The sequence below is a fragment of the Polaromonas sp. genome, from assembly GCF_035638815.1.
Classification (GTDB): domain Bacteria; phylum Pseudomonadota; class Gammaproteobacteria; order Burkholderiales; family Burkholderiaceae_C; genus Polaromonas.
Genome location: NZ_DASQZG010000029.1, coordinates 1 through 14,052, shown reverse-complemented (window position 1 = coordinate 14,052; position 14,052 = coordinate 1). Strand labels below are relative to the sequence as shown.

General features: G+C 58.3%; 18 protein-coding genes. 10 read left to right on the top strand and 8 right to left on the bottom strand.

The features are described from left to right. Nucleotides 1-3 precede the first annotated feature (3 nt). Together clpS and icd are read right to left on the bottom strand one after the other, a co-directional pair. Nucleotides 4-387: an ATP-dependent Clp protease adapter ClpS gene (clpS, locus tag VE934_RS17075; protein WP_324889747.1), complete on the bottom strand. Its 384-nt coding sequence runs from the start codon at nucleotides 385-387 to the stop codon at nucleotides 4-6. 180 nt (nucleotides 388-567) lie between these two features. Continuing rightward, nucleotides 568-1,821: an NADP-dependent isocitrate dehydrogenase gene (icd, locus tag VE934_RS17070; protein ID WP_324889745.1), complete on the bottom strand. Its 1,254-nt coding sequence runs from the start codon at nucleotides 1,819-1,821 to the stop codon at nucleotides 568-570. A 207-nt stretch (nucleotides 1,822-2,028) separates the two neighbouring features. Here icd and VE934_RS17065 point away from each other — a divergent pair, with 207 nt between their 5' ends. Further along, entirely contained in the window at nucleotides 2,029-2,472 is a 444-nt protein-coding gene (locus VE934_RS17065) for a cell envelope biogenesis protein TolA (RefSeq protein ID WP_324889743.1), read from the top strand. A gap of 90 nt (nucleotides 2,473-2,562) precedes the next feature. Continuing rightward, nucleotides 2,563-3,015 (top strand): DUF192 domain-containing protein, encoded by a 453-nt coding sequence (locus VE934_RS17060; RefSeq protein WP_324889741.1) that lies wholly within the window; start codon nucleotides 2,563-2,565, stop codon nucleotides 3,013-3,015. A 67-nt stretch (nucleotides 3,016-3,082) separates the two neighbouring features. Here VE934_RS17060 and VE934_RS17055 read toward each other — a convergent pair whose 3' ends face one another. Further along, the gene (locus VE934_RS17055) at nucleotides 3,083-3,664 is read right to left on the bottom strand and encodes a Fe-Mn family superoxide dismutase (RefSeq protein WP_324889739.1); all 582 of its coding nucleotides are present in this window, start codon (nucleotides 3,662-3,664) and stop codon (nucleotides 3,083-3,085) included. Nucleotides 3,665-3,739: 75 nt separating this feature from the next. Beyond that, the gene (gene xseA, locus VE934_RS17050) at nucleotides 3,740-5,035 is read right to left on the bottom strand and encodes an exodeoxyribonuclease VII large subunit (protein ID WP_324889737.1); all 1,296 of its coding nucleotides are present in this window, start codon (nucleotides 5,033-5,035) and stop codon (nucleotides 3,740-3,742) included. 341 nt (nucleotides 5,036-5,376) lie between these two features. Here xseA and VE934_RS17045 point away from each other — a divergent pair, with 341 nt between their 5' ends. The 6 genes from VE934_RS17045 to adk all read left to right on the top strand — a co-directional run bounded on the left by VE934_RS17045 (nucleotide 5,377) and on the right by adk (nucleotide 9,263). After that, on the top strand, nucleotides 5,377-6,018 hold the full coding sequence (locus tag VE934_RS17045) for a MotA/TolQ/ExbB proton channel family protein (protein ID WP_324889735.1): 642 nt from the start codon (nucleotides 5,377-5,379) through the stop codon (nucleotides 6,016-6,018). 82 nt (nucleotides 6,019-6,100) lie between these two features. After that, a complete protein-coding gene (locus VE934_RS17040; RefSeq protein ID WP_324889733.1) occupies nucleotides 6,101-6,529 on the top strand; it encodes a biopolymer transporter ExbD in 429 nt (142 codons plus the stop codon). Between the two features lie 2 nt (nucleotides 6,530-6,531). Next, nucleotides 6,532-7,608, top strand: coding sequence for a tetraacyldisaccharide 4'-kinase (lpxK, locus tag VE934_RS17035; protein ID WP_324889731.1), 1,077 nt, complete (start codon nucleotides 6,532-6,534; stop codon nucleotides 7,606-7,608). Beyond that, on the top strand, nucleotides 7,547-7,729 hold the full coding sequence (locus VE934_RS17030) for a Trm112 family protein (RefSeq protein ID WP_324889729.1): 183 nt from the start codon (nucleotides 7,547-7,549) through the stop codon (nucleotides 7,727-7,729). Before lpxK ends, VE934_RS17030 begins: the two co-directional genes overlap by 62 nt. Before the next feature lie 10 nt (nucleotides 7,730-7,739). Continuing rightward, the gene (gene kdsB / locus VE934_RS17025) at nucleotides 7,740-8,498 is read left to right on the top strand and encodes a 3-deoxy-manno-octulosonate cytidylyltransferase (RefSeq protein ID WP_324889727.1); all 759 of its coding nucleotides are present in this window, start codon (nucleotides 7,740-7,742) and stop codon (nucleotides 8,496-8,498) included. 108 nt (nucleotides 8,499-8,606) lie between these two features. Further along, nucleotides 8,607-9,263, top strand: a complete 657-nt coding sequence (gene adk / locus VE934_RS17020) for an adenylate kinase (protein WP_324889725.1) — start codon at nucleotides 8,607-8,609, stop codon at nucleotides 9,261-9,263. A gap of 58 nt (nucleotides 9,264-9,321) precedes the next feature. On the opposite strand, the gene VE934_RS17015 is transcribed toward adk, so the two are convergent. From VE934_RS17015 to VE934_RS17005, 3 genes are read right to left on the bottom strand one after another with little or no spacing between them, the layout of a single operon-like run. Further along, nucleotides 9,322-9,804 (bottom strand): DUF6152 family protein, encoded by a 483-nt coding sequence (locus VE934_RS17015; protein ID WP_324889723.1) that lies wholly within the window; start codon nucleotides 9,802-9,804, stop codon nucleotides 9,322-9,324. A gap of 15 nt (nucleotides 9,805-9,819) precedes the next feature. Continuing rightward, nucleotides 9,820-10,239, bottom strand: a complete 420-nt coding sequence (locus VE934_RS17010) for a hypothetical protein (RefSeq protein ID WP_324889721.1) — start codon at nucleotides 10,237-10,239, stop codon at nucleotides 9,820-9,822. Nucleotides 10,240-10,248: 9 nt separating this feature from the next. Next, nucleotides 10,249-11,205 (bottom strand): asparaginase, encoded by a 957-nt coding sequence (locus tag VE934_RS17005; RefSeq protein WP_324889719.1) that lies wholly within the window; start codon nucleotides 11,203-11,205, stop codon nucleotides 10,249-10,251. Between the two features lie 136 nt (nucleotides 11,206-11,341). Here VE934_RS17005 and lexA point away from each other — a divergent pair, with 136 nt between their 5' ends. Next, nucleotides 11,342-12,034: a transcriptional repressor LexA gene (lexA, locus tag VE934_RS17000; protein WP_324889716.1), complete on the top strand. Its 693-nt coding sequence runs from the start codon at nucleotides 11,342-11,344 to the stop codon at nucleotides 12,032-12,034. 717 nt (nucleotides 12,035-12,751) lie between these two features. Beyond that, complete coding sequence (locus VE934_RS16995; RefSeq protein WP_324889714.1) at nucleotides 12,752-13,759, top strand: D-2-hydroxyacid dehydrogenase family protein; 1,008 nt, start codon at nucleotides 12,752-12,754, stop codon at nucleotides 13,757-13,759. A 78-nt stretch (nucleotides 13,760-13,837) separates the two neighbouring features. Here VE934_RS16995 and VE934_RS16990 read toward each other — a convergent pair. Continuing rightward, nucleotides 13,838-14,052, bottom strand: a 215-nt coding sequence (locus tag VE934_RS16990; RefSeq protein ID WP_324889712.1) for a hypothetical protein, incomplete at its 5' end; no start/stop codon positions are given.

Here is a 14,052-nt window from a genome sequence, read left to right as displayed (position 1 = left end):
TCATTATTCAATGGGCTCACACACACACTGCAAGGGATGACCATTTTTTCTCGCAGCTTCCGTGACCTGGTCCACTTTGGTAGAAGCTACGTCTTTGGAGAACACGCCGCAGACACCTTTACCATCCAGATGGATCTTCAGCATGATCTGGGTTGCGGTCTCGCGGTCTTTGCCAAAAAACTCCTGGATCACCACGACCACAAACTCCATGGGGGTGTAGTCATCATTGAGCAGCGCTACCTGGTACATCTGTGGCGGCACAGTTTTGGCCCGCTTGGGGCGGCGCTCCATCACAGCCGAATCGCCTCCCATGCCATCGTCGGGCTTGAATACAGGGGCCTTGGGCGGTACGGGTAGCTTCGGGGGTGGGGTTGCCATGGATTTCATTCTAGCCACCCGGATTGGGCAATGCGGCCGGTAGGGAAATTGGTGGCTTGAACGCCACATCAGGACGCTGCTGATTGACTTTTGGCACGCTTTGCGAATGCACAAGAAAAAACCGCCAGGGCCGAGACCCGGGCGGTTGTGCGGCAAGCCTCGCCTTGTGAAGCGAGGGGAGAAGTCCGCTTACATGTGATCGATCATCACCTGGCCGAAGCCTGAGCAGCTCACTTGCGTTGCGCCTTCCATCAATCGCGCAAAGTCGTAGGTGACCTTTTTGGACTCGATCGACTTTTCCATCGAGCTGATGATCAGGTCGGCGGCTTCGATCCAGCCCATGTGACGCAGCATCATCTCAGCCGACAGGATTTCGGAACCCGGGTTCACGTAATCTTTACCTGCATATTTGGGAGCCGTACCGTGCGTCGCTTCAAACATGGCGATGGTGTCGCTGAGGTTGGCGCCGGGTGCAATGCCGATGCCGCCAACCTGCGCAGCAAGCGCGTCAGAAACATAGTCGCCATTGAGGTTGAGCGTGGCAATCACGCTGTACTCGGCGGGACGCAACAGGATCTGCTGCAGGAAAGCGTCAGCAATGGAATCCTTGATGGTGATTTCCTTGCCGGTCTTGGGGTTCTTGAACTTCATCCACGGACCGCCGTCGATCAGCTCTGCGCCAAACTCCTTGCCAGCCAACGCGTACGCCCAGTCACGGAAACCACCTTCGGTGAACTTCATGATGTTGCCTTTGTGGACAATCGTCACACTTGGCTTGTCATTGTCAACGGCGTACTGGATGGCCTTGCGCACCAAACGCTCGGTACCTTCGCGTGATACTGGCTTGATACCGATGCCGGAGGTGTTGGGGAAACGAATCTTTTTGACACCCATCTCGTCCTGCAGGAACTTGATGAGTTTTTTGGCCTTGTCGGACTCGGCTTCGAACTCAATACCGGCGTAGATGTCTTCCGAGTTTTCGCGGAAGATAACCATGTTGGTTTTGTGCGGCTCTTTCACGGGCGATGGCACGCCGGCAAAGTACTGAATGGGGCGCAAGCAGACATACAAGTCCAGTTCCTGACGCAATGCAACGTTCAGCGAACGGATACCGCCGCCGACCGGCGTTGTCAAAGGGCCCTTGATGGAGACCACGTAGTCTTTGACTGCGTGCAGCGTTTCTTCTGGCAGCCACACGTCAGGACCGTAAACCTTGGTTGATTTTTCACCGGCATAAACTTCCATCCAGTGAATTTTTTTCTTGCCACCGTAGGCCTTGGCCACAGCAGCATCAACCACCTTGAGCATGACCGGCGTGATGTCTGCGCCCGTACCGTCACCTTCAATGAACGGAATGACCGGCTCGTCCGGAACATTCAGCGAATTGTCGGCATTGACCGTGATTTTCTGACCCTGGGCGGGCACCTTGATGTGCTGGTACATGTAGTGAAGTCTCCGGTATGCGCTTGAAAAGGCAGGCGTGCTGCCCGGCGCGGTTTAGGTAAAAACCCCTAAATTCTAGCCGCAAAACATGCTCAAAGAAGTTTTTGCAAGCGGCCTGTCAACCGCGAGCGAACGACCCTCGTTACGGTAGGGCCTCCGACGAACTCGGGGTAGCTTTTCAAATAATCATTACCTAGGAAAATTCAAATGAACAAGATCCTCGCTGCCCTGATCACTGGCCTGTTCGCCGCGTCCACGTTTGCCGCTTCACACGCTGGTGCCCCTATGGCCGGCACGCCTGCGCAGCCAGCACAGCCGGCCAAGCCAGCTATGCCTGCAATGCCAGCAACGCCTGCTACTCCGGCAACACCTGCTACTCCAGCAACACCTGCGGTGCCAGCTGCTAAAGATGCCAAGGCTGATGCCAAAGCCGCCAAGGCGGAAAAAGCCGCCGCTGCCAAGAAAGCCAAGGAAGACAAAGCCGCTGCCGCCAAGATTGAAAAAGCTGAAAAGGCCGCCGCTGCCAAGAAAGCTAAAGAAGACAAGGCTGCTGCTGCCAAGAAAGCCAAGGAAGACAAGGCTGCTGCCGCCAAAAAAGCTAAAGAAGACAAAGCTGCAGCCGCTGCTACTGCTGCTGCCGCCAAGAAGTAATTCCCGGCATCAGTCTGAAAATGCCCGCTCCGCGGGCATTTTTTATGGCCGTCGTTTATGCTGGAACCCAGCACAACCCATATTCATGCCATGTTGAAAAAATCAGCCGCAAGTCTGCTCCTCGCCGTTCTCACCACCGCCGTGCTGGCCCAGGAAGGTCCGCAACTCAAGCTTCAGCGGGTGCCACTCGCGGCCGGCATGCACAGGATTGACGCACAAGTGGCATCAACTCCCGAACAGCGACAGATTGGCCTGATGTTTCGCACGGAGATGCCGCGTAATGAAGGGATGCTGTTTGTGTTTGAGGAAGCCAACAAGCAGTGCTTCTGGATGAAAAACACGCCCCTTCCCCTGACGGCAGCCTTTGTTGCCGACGACGGAACCATCGTGAACCTGGCCGACATGAAACCCAGGACGACGGACTCGCACTGCTCGGATAAACCGGTGCGCTACGTGCTGGAGATGAATGCGGGCTGGTTTGCAAAGAACGGAATCAAGGCTGGCAGCAAACTCTCGGGCCAGCCGTTCCAGAAGTCGCTCTAGTCGCAGCTTTAACGAGGACCACAAAAAAGCCGACATGAAAGTCGGCTTTTTTTATGCGCAGCTTTGATTAAGCGAAATTGGCTTCGGCAAAGGACCAGTTCACCAGGTTGGACAGGAAAGTCTCGACAAACTTGGGACGCATGTTGCGATAGTCGATGTAATAGGCGTGCTCCCACACATCAACTGTCAGCAAGGCCTTGTCGGCGCTCGTCAGCGGCGTGCCGGCCGGACCTGTGTTGACGATGTCAACCGTACCGTCTGCCTTTTTGACCAGCCAGGTCCAGCCTGAACCGAAGTTGCCAACGGCGGACTTGACGAAGGCTTCCTTGAACGCGGCGTAGGAGCCAAATTTGGCATTGATGGCTTCGGCCAACGCGCCACTGGGCTCACCGCCACCAGCGGGTTTCATGCAGCTCCAGAAAAAAGTGTGGTTCCAGATTTGGGCCGCGTTGTTGTAAATACCACCGCTGGATTTTTTGACGATCTCTTCCAGCGTCATCGCCTCGAACTCCGTGCCTTTTTGCAGGTTGTTGAGGTTCACCACGTACGCGTTGTGGTGCTTGCCATGGTGGTATTCAAAAGCCTCCTGGCTGTAATGAGGGGCCAGCGCATCAATGGCGTATGGCAGTGCGGGCAGTTTGTGTTCCATGTTTTCTTCCTCGTGGGTGTTGTGATGGTTAAAAAAAGCAGATTGGAAAGCGATTTTCAACAACCATTGTAAAAACTAAATAAGTCGAGGCGCAGACACCGTTAAATCGACCTCTCCGTCGGCAAGGGTAGCGCGCAAGGCCTGCCCCGGTTTTGTTGCCATGACGCTCGTAACGGGGCGGCCTTGCATGTCCGCAAGCCATGCGTACCCACGCTGGAGTACAAGCCCCGGGTCCAAGGGCTCAAGACGCAACTGGGCGCGCTCAAGCTTTCTGTGCGCAAACGCAAGCGATTGCGACAACGCCTGGGGAAAGGCATTCTCCAGCCCCTGCAGGCGATTTGATTCCCGCTGAAGACGTTTACCGAGCCCGTGCCGCAAGCGTTGAGCCACACTTTCAAGCCTGCCCTGCTGGCGGGTCACCAGATGGGAGGGGCGACTGACGCGCGACGCGGCCCAGTCGAGCCGCTGGGCATTGGCCTGCAATTGCCTCTCAACGCTGCGCTGCAAACGCCGCTGCACATCGGATAAGGCGTCCAGCCCGGCTTTTTGCGCCTCCACACACATCTCCGCCGCTGCCGTCGGCGTGGGGGCGCGCACATCGGCGCAGAAGTCGGCGATCGTGAAATCGGTTTCATGCCCCACACCGCAAATCACCGGCAAAGGCGACTCAACCAGCGCGCGGGCCAACTGCTCATCATTAAACGCCCAAAGGTCCTCCAGCGCACCACCGCCTCGCACCAGCAGCAGCACATCCACCTCGGCCCGTTGCCAGGCGGTGCGCAGGGCCTGACGCAGTTCTTGCGGAGCTTGAGCGCCCTGCACACTAGCGGGGTAAATCACAACAGGAATATGCGGTGCGCGTCGTTGCAGCGTGGTGACCACATCACGCAGGGCCGCTGCACCCAGCGACGTCACAACTCCGATCGCTTTGGGCAGCACCGGCAATGCTCTTTTTCTACCCGCATCAAACAACCCCTCGGCCTCCAGCTTCGCCTTTAGCTGCAGGAATTGTTCAAACAGGTTGCCCTTGCCTGCCAATTGAATAGCTTCAACGATAAGCTGCAGTTCGCCGCGCGGCTCGTAGACTCCGAGCCGGCCACGCACCTCCACCAATTGGCCGTCGCGCGGAGAAAAGTCCATCAAGCCGGCCGCACGGCGAAACATCGCGCAGCGAACCTGACCCTGCTCGTCCTTGAGGGAAAAATAGCAATGGCCGCTCGCCGCCCGCGAAAACCCGCTGACTTCGCCCCGCACGGCCACGGGGTTAAACCGCGCCTCAAGGCTGTCGGCAATGGCGCGAAGCAGCGAGCCGACGGGCCAGACACGTACGCCTTGAACCCCTTCGACGGGCGTGACACCTGTTTCAAACATGCCCAAAGCCCTTGATTTTGCGGGGGTAATACTCCACAGAGCGGCATGCCCAGACATCGAAACAGCATGTTTGCTGGGGAAGATCACATGAATTCGTGAAAGTCATTGATTTATATGGAGATTATTCTGCTCAAAATTTCATCGTTTTGTCACACGCCCCAATTGGCGCGGCTTGCGGGCACTCCAAGGGGTAATTGCTCACAAAGTTATCCACAGCTTCTGTGAGTTACGTCCTACAGTCCCCATTTGCATCACCCAGAGCTACTGACGTTACAGCGAGGCGTCGTTTCAACACTGCGGTAGTCCATAATCCACAGCAATCATCTGCCGGGAGATTTGCTTTGTTTTCCATCATACAAGCCGCAGGCTGGCCTATCTGGCCTCTGGTGGCCTGCTCGATTTTGGCTCTGGCCCTGGTCATTGAGCGCTTTTTCAGCCTTAAAACCGCAAAAATTGCCCCACCCCAGCTTCTCGATGAGGCCATGACCGTGTCTCGCGCGGGTGTGCCCAGCCCGGATGTGGTTTCACACCTGGAGCAAAACTCGCTGCTTGGCGAGGTGCTCGCCAGCGGGTTCAGGGCCTTGAACGTCAACCCCCGCATCAGCGAAGAAGACCTGCGGTCCACACTGGAAGGCACTGGCCGGCGCGCTGCCCATACGCTGGAGCGTTATCTGGCGGCGCTGGCCACCATCGCCTCTGCCGCGCCCCTGCTCGGCCTGCTTGGCACGGTGATCGGCATGATCGAAATCTTTGGCTCCCAGGCGGGATCAGGCGGCGTGGTCAGTGCCAACGGCGGCAATCCCGCGCAGCTCGCACAAGGTATTTCCATCGCGCTGTACAACACGGCTTTTGGACTGATCGTGGCCATTCCGTCGCTGATCTTCTGGCGTTACTTTCGGGCACGGGTCGACGGCTACCTGCTGACCATGGAAATCGCCTCTGAGCGCTTTGTGCGGCATCTCAACACCCTGCGCAAAGCATGAGCCCCCACGCTTGTCACTGCGTGTACTACGCTGCCCCCCAAAGGGGCTACGACTCCTTGGGACGGCCCGGCGGAGCGGCGTCATGAGATTTCACGGTACATCGCGGGATGAGCCGGAGATCAACCTGATCCCGTTCATCGATGTCCTGCTGGTCGTTTTGATTTTCCTGATGCTGTCCACCACCTACAGCAAGTTCACCGAGCTGCAGATCAAGTTGCCCGTTGCCGATGCCGAGCAGCAGCGCGACTATCCCAAGGAAGTCATTGTGTCGGTCAGCAGTGACGGGCGCTACATGGTTAGCAAAACGCCGGTTGAAGGCCGTAGCATCGAGGCTATCAGCGCAGCCCTTGTCGCTGCTGCCAAGGCAGGCAAAGACAGCGTGATCATCATCAGCGCTGACGCCAGTGCGACCCACCAATCGGTGATCACCGTCATGGAAGCCGCGCGGCGTAGCGGCATGAACCAGATCACCTTTGCCACGCAAAGCACGGCTCAGGCCGGCGCCAAATAAACGTGGAGCAAACGCTGCAGCGGGCCTGGCTGCGGCGCGGCCCCCTGGCTTGCCTGTTGTGGCCGGTGTCGCTGTTCTACGGTCTCCTGGTTCGGCTCCGTCGCCTGCTTTACGCCACTGGTTTCCTGCGCTCGGAACGGGCGGCAGTCCCCATCGTGGTGGTGGGCAATGTGATTGCGGGCGGAGCTGGAAAAACCCCGGCAGTCATTGCCCTTGTTCGTCATCTTCAGGCGCGCGGTATCCGGGCAGGTGTGGTCTCGCGCGGCTATGGGCGAAGCAGCGAACAATGCCTGGAAGTTCTGCCAACAACGCCGATTAACGAGTCGGGCGATGAACCTGCCCTTATCCGGCGGGCGACGGATGCTCCTGTATTTGTAGCAAATGCCCGCAACGATGCGGTTCGCGCTTTGCTCAAGGCGCACCCCTTTGTGCAGGTCATTGTTTGTGATGATGGCTTGCAGCACTATGCCCTTGAGCGCGACATCGAGATCGCAGTGTTCGACGAACGTGGCGTAGGAAATGGCTGGCTATTGCCTGCGGGGCCGCTGCGGGAGCCGTGGCCGGCACGCCTGCGGACCGGCCGCAAGGGCCGAGGTGTTGACCTTGTTCTCCATACCGGCGCGATTGCTGCCTTTGCGGGGTTCACATCCAGCCGCCGCCTGAAGAACTATGCAATGCGCGCTGATGGCAGCCAGGTCGCCCTCAGCAGCCTGACTACCCAACCTCTGCTGGCATTGGCCGCCATTGCCAAACCCGAGGCTTTTTTTACCATGCTCACAGCCAGCGGCCTGCAGTTGGCTGAAACACGCGCGCTTCCCGATCACTATGATTTTGATAGCTATCCGCGCCCGTCAGATAAGGGCAAAGTAGTGATTTGCACAGAGAAAGATGCGGTGAAGCTCTTTCCACGCATGCCAGGGGTGCTGGCTGTGCCGCTGGAGTTCTCGCCCGAGCCTTCGTTCTTCGCAGCGTTTGACGCCCTGCTGCTGCCCCTGCTTTCTCAATTACCATCCCACCATGGACACCAAACTGCTTCAACTACTGGTCTGCCCCGTGACCAAGGGCCCCCTGGACTATGACCGCGAAAAACAGGAACTGGTCTCACGGAGCGCGCGTCTTGCCTATCCCATTCGGGACGGCCTGCCCGTGATGCTGGAAAACGAGGCCCGCGCCCTCACCGACGAAGAACTCGGCCTGTGACAGCTGCGGCATGAGCTTTACTGTTATTATCCCGGCCCGTCTCGCCTCCACCCGCCTGCCAAACAAGCCGCTGGCCGACATTGGCGGCATGCCCATGATCCTGCGGGTAGCCCAGCGCGCGTTGAAGAGTGGCGCGTCCCGCACCGTGGTTGCAACCGACAGCACAGAAATTATTGACATCTGCAAAGCCTCCGGCGTTTCTGCCGTACTGACGCGTGTTGACCACGCAAGCGGCAGCGACCGCCTGGCCGAGGCCTGCGATGTGCTGGGCCTGCGCGATGACGAGCGCGTGGTAAACGTGCAAGGTGATGAGCCGCTGATCGACCCGGCTTTGATCGACGCCGTGGCCGGGTTGCTTGCGCAGCGCAGCGATTGCGTCATGAGCACGGCTGCCCACGCAATTGGCACGCTGGAGGAACTGCTCAATCCCAACGTGGTCAAGGTGGTGGTGGATGCGCACAACACGGCGCTCTACTTCAGCCGCTCGCCCATTCCTGCCGCGCGGGATTTCCCCGCACAGGCCTGGTGGGAAGCAGGCTCCACCCTACCCGCCCCGCTACGCCATGTGGGAATTTACGGCTATCAGGTGGGCTTTCTGCGGAAGTTTCCGGCCCTTCCCCAAGCGCCACTGGAGCGGCTTGAGCAGCTTGAGCAACTGCGCGCGCTTTGGCACGGTCATCGCATCTCGGTGCATGTGACGCATGAGGCGCCCGGAACCGGTGTGGACACCGCTGAGGATCTTGAGCGGGTGCGCCGGCTGTTTGTGTAAGCCCTGCGCTGGGCGTGCATGTTATTCTCAAGCCCAGAATAATGCGGGTGGGCCCCGGCGCAGGGCCAGTCATTCCGCTTTTAATTCATCAGAAATCCGAGGACATCCATGAGACTGATTTTGTTGGGCGCACCAGGCGCGGGCAAAGGAACGCAAGCGACCTTTATTTGCCAGAAGTATGGGATTCCCCAGATATCTACCGGCGACATGTTGCGCGCCGCCGTCAAGGCGGGCACACCGCTTGGCGTTGAAGCCAAGAAAATCATGGACTCTGGCGGGCTTGTGAGCGACGACCTGATCATCAATCTGGTCAAAGAGCGAATTGCGCAGCCCGATTGCGCCAAGGGTTTTTTGTTTGACGGGTTCCCGCGCACCATTCCGCAGGCTGATGCCATGAAGGCGGCCGCCGTGCGACTTGACTACGTACTTGAGATCGATGTTCCTTTTGAAGCCATTATTGAGCGCATGAGCGGCCGCCGCTCGCACAGCGCATCGGGCCGAACTTACCACCTCAAGTACAACCCGCCAAAGCTTGAAGGCAAAGACGATGTCACGGGTGAGCCCTTGATTCAGCGCGACGACGACAAGGAAGAGACCGTGCGCAAGCGCCTGGAGGTCTACAGCGCGCAAACCCGTCCGCTGGTGGACTACTACTCAAACTGGGCCAAAGGCGCACCCGACGCGGCGCCAAAGTACCGCGCGATCAGCGGCATGGGTGGCGTTGATGAAATCACCGACAGAGCTTTCAAGGCCCTGGTGAGTTGATTCATTGCTCAAGCAAAAAAGCCGTCTTCTGACGGCCTTTTTCATGGGCGGGCACAAGTCACGCGGGGCTGGATCTCAACCCGTAGGTTTTGCCATCCACAAAGAGATATTCGGCACGCACGATCGCCTCGCCCTTTTCTGCCGTAAAGGTAAAACCAACCATTGCAACGGAAGCGCCGGGCTTGATCTCGGCGACTTTCCATGCTTCCAGCCGCGTCAAGGGCGCCAATTCAACCTCCCATCGCTTGTCTTTGCGATTGGGCACCACAGTTTTGGCCAGCAGCGCCTTGCCGTCCACTGGCGCAGTCTGCGCTGGCAAACTGCGTTGCGCCAGTTCTGCCGGCAGCTTGAGGCCAGCAGGTACTTCAATAACCAGCTCCGAGTGCGGGTTCTGCCAAACCACCTTGACGACCTTGCCTTCGACATAAATCGGGCGGTCCTGGTCAAAACTGCTCCAGCCGTGGTGAGCCCACGCGACGATTGGCAGGACGCCGGCGGCGGAGGCCGCAAACGAAGCCTTGATCACATCACGTCTTTTCATGAGACTCCTTCCGAATTAAAGATAAGCAATCCAGCGGCCACAGGCGACGACGGCCAGCCAGATCAACGTGGACACAACCATTTGGCCTCTAGCCAATGCATCAAGCTTGCGCAGTGACTCGCGGGCATGAAACCATGCCGCATTACACCCTGCGGCCATTAACAACAGCATCTTCAGGGTGAATGCCCGATTGGCCAACAACTCCGCAGGCTGTGATGCAAACATCAAAAGCCCGGAGGCTGCCGCCAGACCGAACCCGACAAACGCCACGCCCAGACTCAGACGCGCCAGTTCTTTCACCTGCAAGGCCGCGCCCAAGCCGAATACCCGCAGCTCCAGCAGGACCAGATTGCCCAGGAGCAGCGCAATGCCGCTGATATGCACGATCTCCAGCACCGGATAGGCCCAGACATGGGATTTGAGCGCGGCAAACATTGACTCAGCCTACAAGACCATCAAGCTCAACATGAGCGCCACGCGAGCCTTGACCGGACCCAGGCCGCCTGAGTCCGGGAAGATGTCACCGGGCGTTGCCAACACGCGGCCCTGCAGACACCTTGTTGAACGCACCACTCTCACGCCCGCGTCTCTGGCTTTGAGCAGCGCGGCCTCCAGCGCGTGATGGATGGTCCCGTTGCCTGTTGCTGCCACAACCAGTCCCTGCACCCCGCCCTGCACGAGCAAAGCATCGACCAGCGCACCGCTCGCGCCAGCATGGCTCATGACAATTTCGACGCGCGGCCAGCCTGGACCCGCGCCCAATTTTGCTATCGTTTTCATAGCTGCAATCGCTCGTTCTTCCTGGGCCGATGGCCAATTCCGCAACAATCTGAGGGACCCAGCCTCAACATAAGCGGTGGGACCGGCATCGCCGGAGCTGAAAGCATCCAGCTGATAGGTATGCGTTTTCTGCACGTCAAGCGCGCTGTGGACAACGCCCGCGCACACAGCCACAACGCCACGCGCGCCTGAGTGGCGTGCGACAGCTACTGCATCCAGCACATTTTGTGGTCCGTCGGGGAAAAGAGCAGTCGCCGGTCGCATGGCACAGGTCAGCACCACGGGCTTGTCGGGGTTGCACACCGCGTGCACAAAATACGCCGTTTCCTCCAGCGTATCGGTACCGTGCGTGATGACAATTCCTTGAACCTCTGCACGCGCAAGGTGGTGGTTAACCCGGTTCGCAAGCTCCGCCCAGATGGCAAAACCCATGTCCTTGCTGTCGATCTGCGAAACCTGCTCGGTTTCAACCGGCCCGTTGTCCGTGATCGATGGAATATCAGCGACCAGCTGGTCAATACCCACCTGGGCAGCCACATAAGCCAGTGCTTCTGAGGGGCGAGCCGCACGTCCGGCGATGGTCCCGCCAGTGCCCAGAATCACAATTGTTTGAGGTTTCATAAATGAAGAACTTGCATTTCAGCTAAAACTGGATGAAAATACAGTTACTGGGTATTAAAACAGTCCTGCCCAATGACCAGATCAAGCAAGGGATTGTCCACGTGTTTGCCTACTGTCAGTCCTAGGAGTTCCCGATATGAGCAGCTTTCAAGATTCGGCCGAAATGCCCAAACTCACAGCGCGGCAGCAGCAGATCCTCGAACTCATCCAGAGCGCCATTGCACGCACCGGTGCCCCTCCTACCCGGGCTGAAATCGCCAATGAGCTTGGCTTCAAGTCTGCCAACGCCGCTGAAGAGCACCTCCAGGCACTGGCCCGCAAGGGCGTGATTGAGCTGGTCAGCGGCACGTCCCGCGGTATTCGCCTTCGCACCGACACCCTTCGCTCCATCCATGAGTTCCGTTTCAAGCAGTTTTCCTTGCCGTTGCAAAGCCTGGCCCAACTCGCCCTGCCTCTGGTGGGGCGGGTTGCTGCTGGCAGTCCCATTCTTGCGCAGGAACATGTGGACCATACCTACTACTTCGAGAGCAGCCTTTTTCAGCGCAAACCTGACTACCTCCTCAAGGTACGTGGCATGAGCATGCGTGACGCCGGCATCATGGACGGCGATTTGCTGGCCGTGCAGCAAACCAAAGAAGTCAAAAACGGCCAGATCGTGGTGGCGCGTCTGGGAGACGAAGTCACCGTCAAACGGTTTCGCCGCAACAAGCACCTGATTGAACTGCTCCCGGAAAATCCTGATTTCAAAACCATTGTGGTCGAGCCCGGTGAAGCGTTTGAACTTGAGGGGCTGGCCGTAGGCCTGATCAGAAACACGATGCTGATGTAAGCCTGCGAATTGCCTCGACCCAAGTGGCCGCGGGCAGTCACGCCGTTCCCCCATTTCCGCGCAGCAGGTGGCGGGCGTTTGGTCAAACCATTGACCAACACCCTGCTTTCGCGGATCGCCTAGTAGATGTAATCCTGCCTGTGTAAACCTCTAAATTTAGGAGTTCTCATGGGAATCACCAGTTTTTCACGTTCGCCGGTTTTGACTGTTCTGTTGGCACCGCTGCAGGCGTTGGCTGCTTTGTTTATGCCGGCCTCAACCGCTTCTTCTCCGTCATCTACCCACCCGGTGTCGCCGCGCCGGACAGTACCCAGACATCCGTTGAATCAAGCAATCCCCTCCAATACAGGGTTTGCTTTAAAAGCGGCAGCACTTAACAACCGTTCCGCGAGAGCCGACGGTCACAAGCCTTGCCAAACCGTGGTCCGGGCGACCTCCCCCAGGCGCCTGAAAGTCGTGCGTGAATTTGAAGCGGGCATCAGCCCTTCATGCGCCGGTCGCATGGTCATTTCGGGTCGCATGGCTGACGTGTGCGCAGAGCTCGATCGCATGGCCCAAAAGGAAGCAGCCACGCAGACTGCTTGACCCTGACCCGCGAACTGTTCGGGCAAAGAGGTCAACAACAGGGGCTAACCGGGCAGGCGGGCCTGTTTCTCCCCGGTACAAGTTGGACCGCGCCTGACCGCTCACAGTAGAACTTGCAGGCACAATATCGGGATGAATATTGTGATCCTTGACGACTACCAGGACTCTGTGCGCAAGCTTGACTGCGCTGCCAAGCTAGATGCGTATCAGGCCAAGGTGTATACCAACACCGTCAAAGGTATCGGACAGCTTTCTGTCCGCCTCAAGGATGCCGATGTCGTTGTGTTGATTCGCGAGCGAACCCACTTGCATCGCCAGTTGATCGAAAAGCTTCCAAAGCTCAAGATGATTGCGCAAACCGGCCGGATCGGAAGTCATGTGGATGTTGCAGCCTGCACCGAGCGCGGCATTGTTGTTGCCGAGGGCATAGGCTCTCCGACCGCACCCGCTGAACTCACGTGGGCGCTCATCATGACGGCGATGCGCCGCATTCCGCACTATGTGGCACACCTCAAGCACGGGGCCTGGCAACAAGCCGGGCTTAAAAACGCCTCCATGCCCACCAACTTTGGCTTGGGCTCGGTGCTCAAGGGCAAAACATTGGGGATTTGGAGTTACGGCAAGATCGGCCAGATCGTTGCCGGATATGGCAGGGCGTTCGGGATGCGCGTGTTGGTCTGGGGCAGCCCCGCCTCGCGCGGAAGAGCCCAGGCCGACGGGTTTGAAGTGGCCTCCTCCAAAGCCGAATTTTTCCAGGAAAGCGACGTGCTCACCCTGCATTTGCGCCTGCTCGACGACACGCGTGGCGCAGTCACGCTGGACGACCTGTCCCGTATGAAGCCCTCCGCCCTGCTGGTGAATACGTCACGAGCCGAACTCATTGAGCACGACGCGCTGATCGCCGCACTGAACCGCGGCCGCCCCGGAATGGCCGCGGTCGATGTCTTTGAATCGGAACCCATTTTGCAAGGCCATGCCCTGCTGCGCCTGGAAAACTGCATCTGCACCCCACACATTGGTTACGTGGAGCAGGAAAGCTACGAGATGTATTTCAGCTCTGCGTTTGATAATGTCGTCAACTTCATCAAAGGCACACCAACAAATATTGTTAATCCTGGCGCCTTACAGGTCCGCCGCTGACCCCCCTCAGCCAGGCATGGTTGTCAGTGCGAGGACCCCGGGTGCACACCAATACGCAGGCACGCAAGTTAAAAGCATTCAGGAACGCGCGGGCTTTTCGAAGCCGTCAGGCCTGAATCCGGTATCGTAATCATCGAAATCAACCAGCGAATCGAGCACGGTTGACCCCCCGGGCACGCTGCTGTCACCGGACGCGCCCGATCCGGTGGGCGCAAAATTGCGTCGGCTTACCTGTGCCCCGCCAGCAGCACCACGGCGTCTGGCTGTTCCGGAAGTGCTCTCACCTCCTTCCG

What these genes read in the sequence shown, in the direction of transcription:
- clpS (WP_324889747.1), bottom strand. Translation starts at nt 387, where the DNA reads ATGAAATCCATGGCAACCCCACCCCCGAAGCTACCCGTACCGCCCAAG.
- icd (WP_324889745.1), bottom strand. Translation starts at nt 1,821, where the DNA reads ATGTACCAGCACATCAAGGTGCCCGCCCAGGGTCAGAAAATCACGGTC.
- VE934_RS17065 (WP_324889743.1), top strand. Translation starts at nt 2,029, where the DNA reads ATGAACAAGATCCTCGCTGCCCTGATCACTGGCCTGTTCGCCGCGTCC.
- VE934_RS17060 (WP_324889741.1), top strand. Translation starts at nt 2,563, where the DNA reads ATGTTGAAAAAATCAGCCGCAAGTCTGCTCCTCGCCGTTCTCACCACC.
- VE934_RS17055 (WP_324889739.1), bottom strand. Translation starts at nt 3,664, where the DNA reads ATGGAACACAAACTGCCCGCACTGCCATACGCCATTGATGCGCTGGCC.
- xseA (WP_324889737.1), bottom strand. Translation starts at nt 5,035, where the DNA reads ATGTTTGAAACAGGTGTCACGCCCGTCGAAGGGGTTCAAGGCGTACGT.
- VE934_RS17040 (WP_324889733.1), top strand. Translation starts at nt 6,101, where the DNA reads ATGAGATTTCACGGTACATCGCGGGATGAGCCGGAGATCAACCTGATC.
- VE934_RS17030 (WP_324889729.1), top strand. Translation starts at nt 7,547, where the DNA reads ATGGACACCAAACTGCTTCAACTACTGGTCTGCCCCGTGACCAAGGGC.
- kdsB (WP_324889727.1), top strand. Translation starts at nt 7,740, where the DNA reads ATGAGCTTTACTGTTATTATCCCGGCCCGTCTCGCCTCCACCCGCCTG.
- adk (WP_324889725.1), top strand. Translation starts at nt 8,607, where the DNA reads ATGAGACTGATTTTGTTGGGCGCACCAGGCGCGGGCAAAGGAACGCAA.
- VE934_RS17015 (WP_324889723.1), bottom strand. Translation starts at nt 9,804, where the DNA reads ATGAAAAGACGTGATGTGATCAAGGCTTCGTTTGCGGCCTCCGCCGCC.
- VE934_RS17010 (WP_324889721.1), bottom strand. Translation starts at nt 10,239, where the DNA reads ATGTTTGCCGCGCTCAAATCCCATGTCTGGGCCTATCCGGTGCTGGAG.
- VE934_RS17005 (WP_324889719.1), bottom strand. Translation starts at nt 11,205, where the DNA reads ATGAAACCTCAAACAATTGTGATTCTGGGCACTGGCGGGACCATCGCC.
- lexA (WP_324889716.1), top strand. Translation starts at nt 11,342, where the DNA reads ATGAGCAGCTTTCAAGATTCGGCCGAAATGCCCAAACTCACAGCGCGG.
- VE934_RS16995 (WP_324889714.1), top strand. Translation starts at nt 12,752, where the DNA reads ATGAATATTGTGATCCTTGACGACTACCAGGACTCTGTGCGCAAGCTT.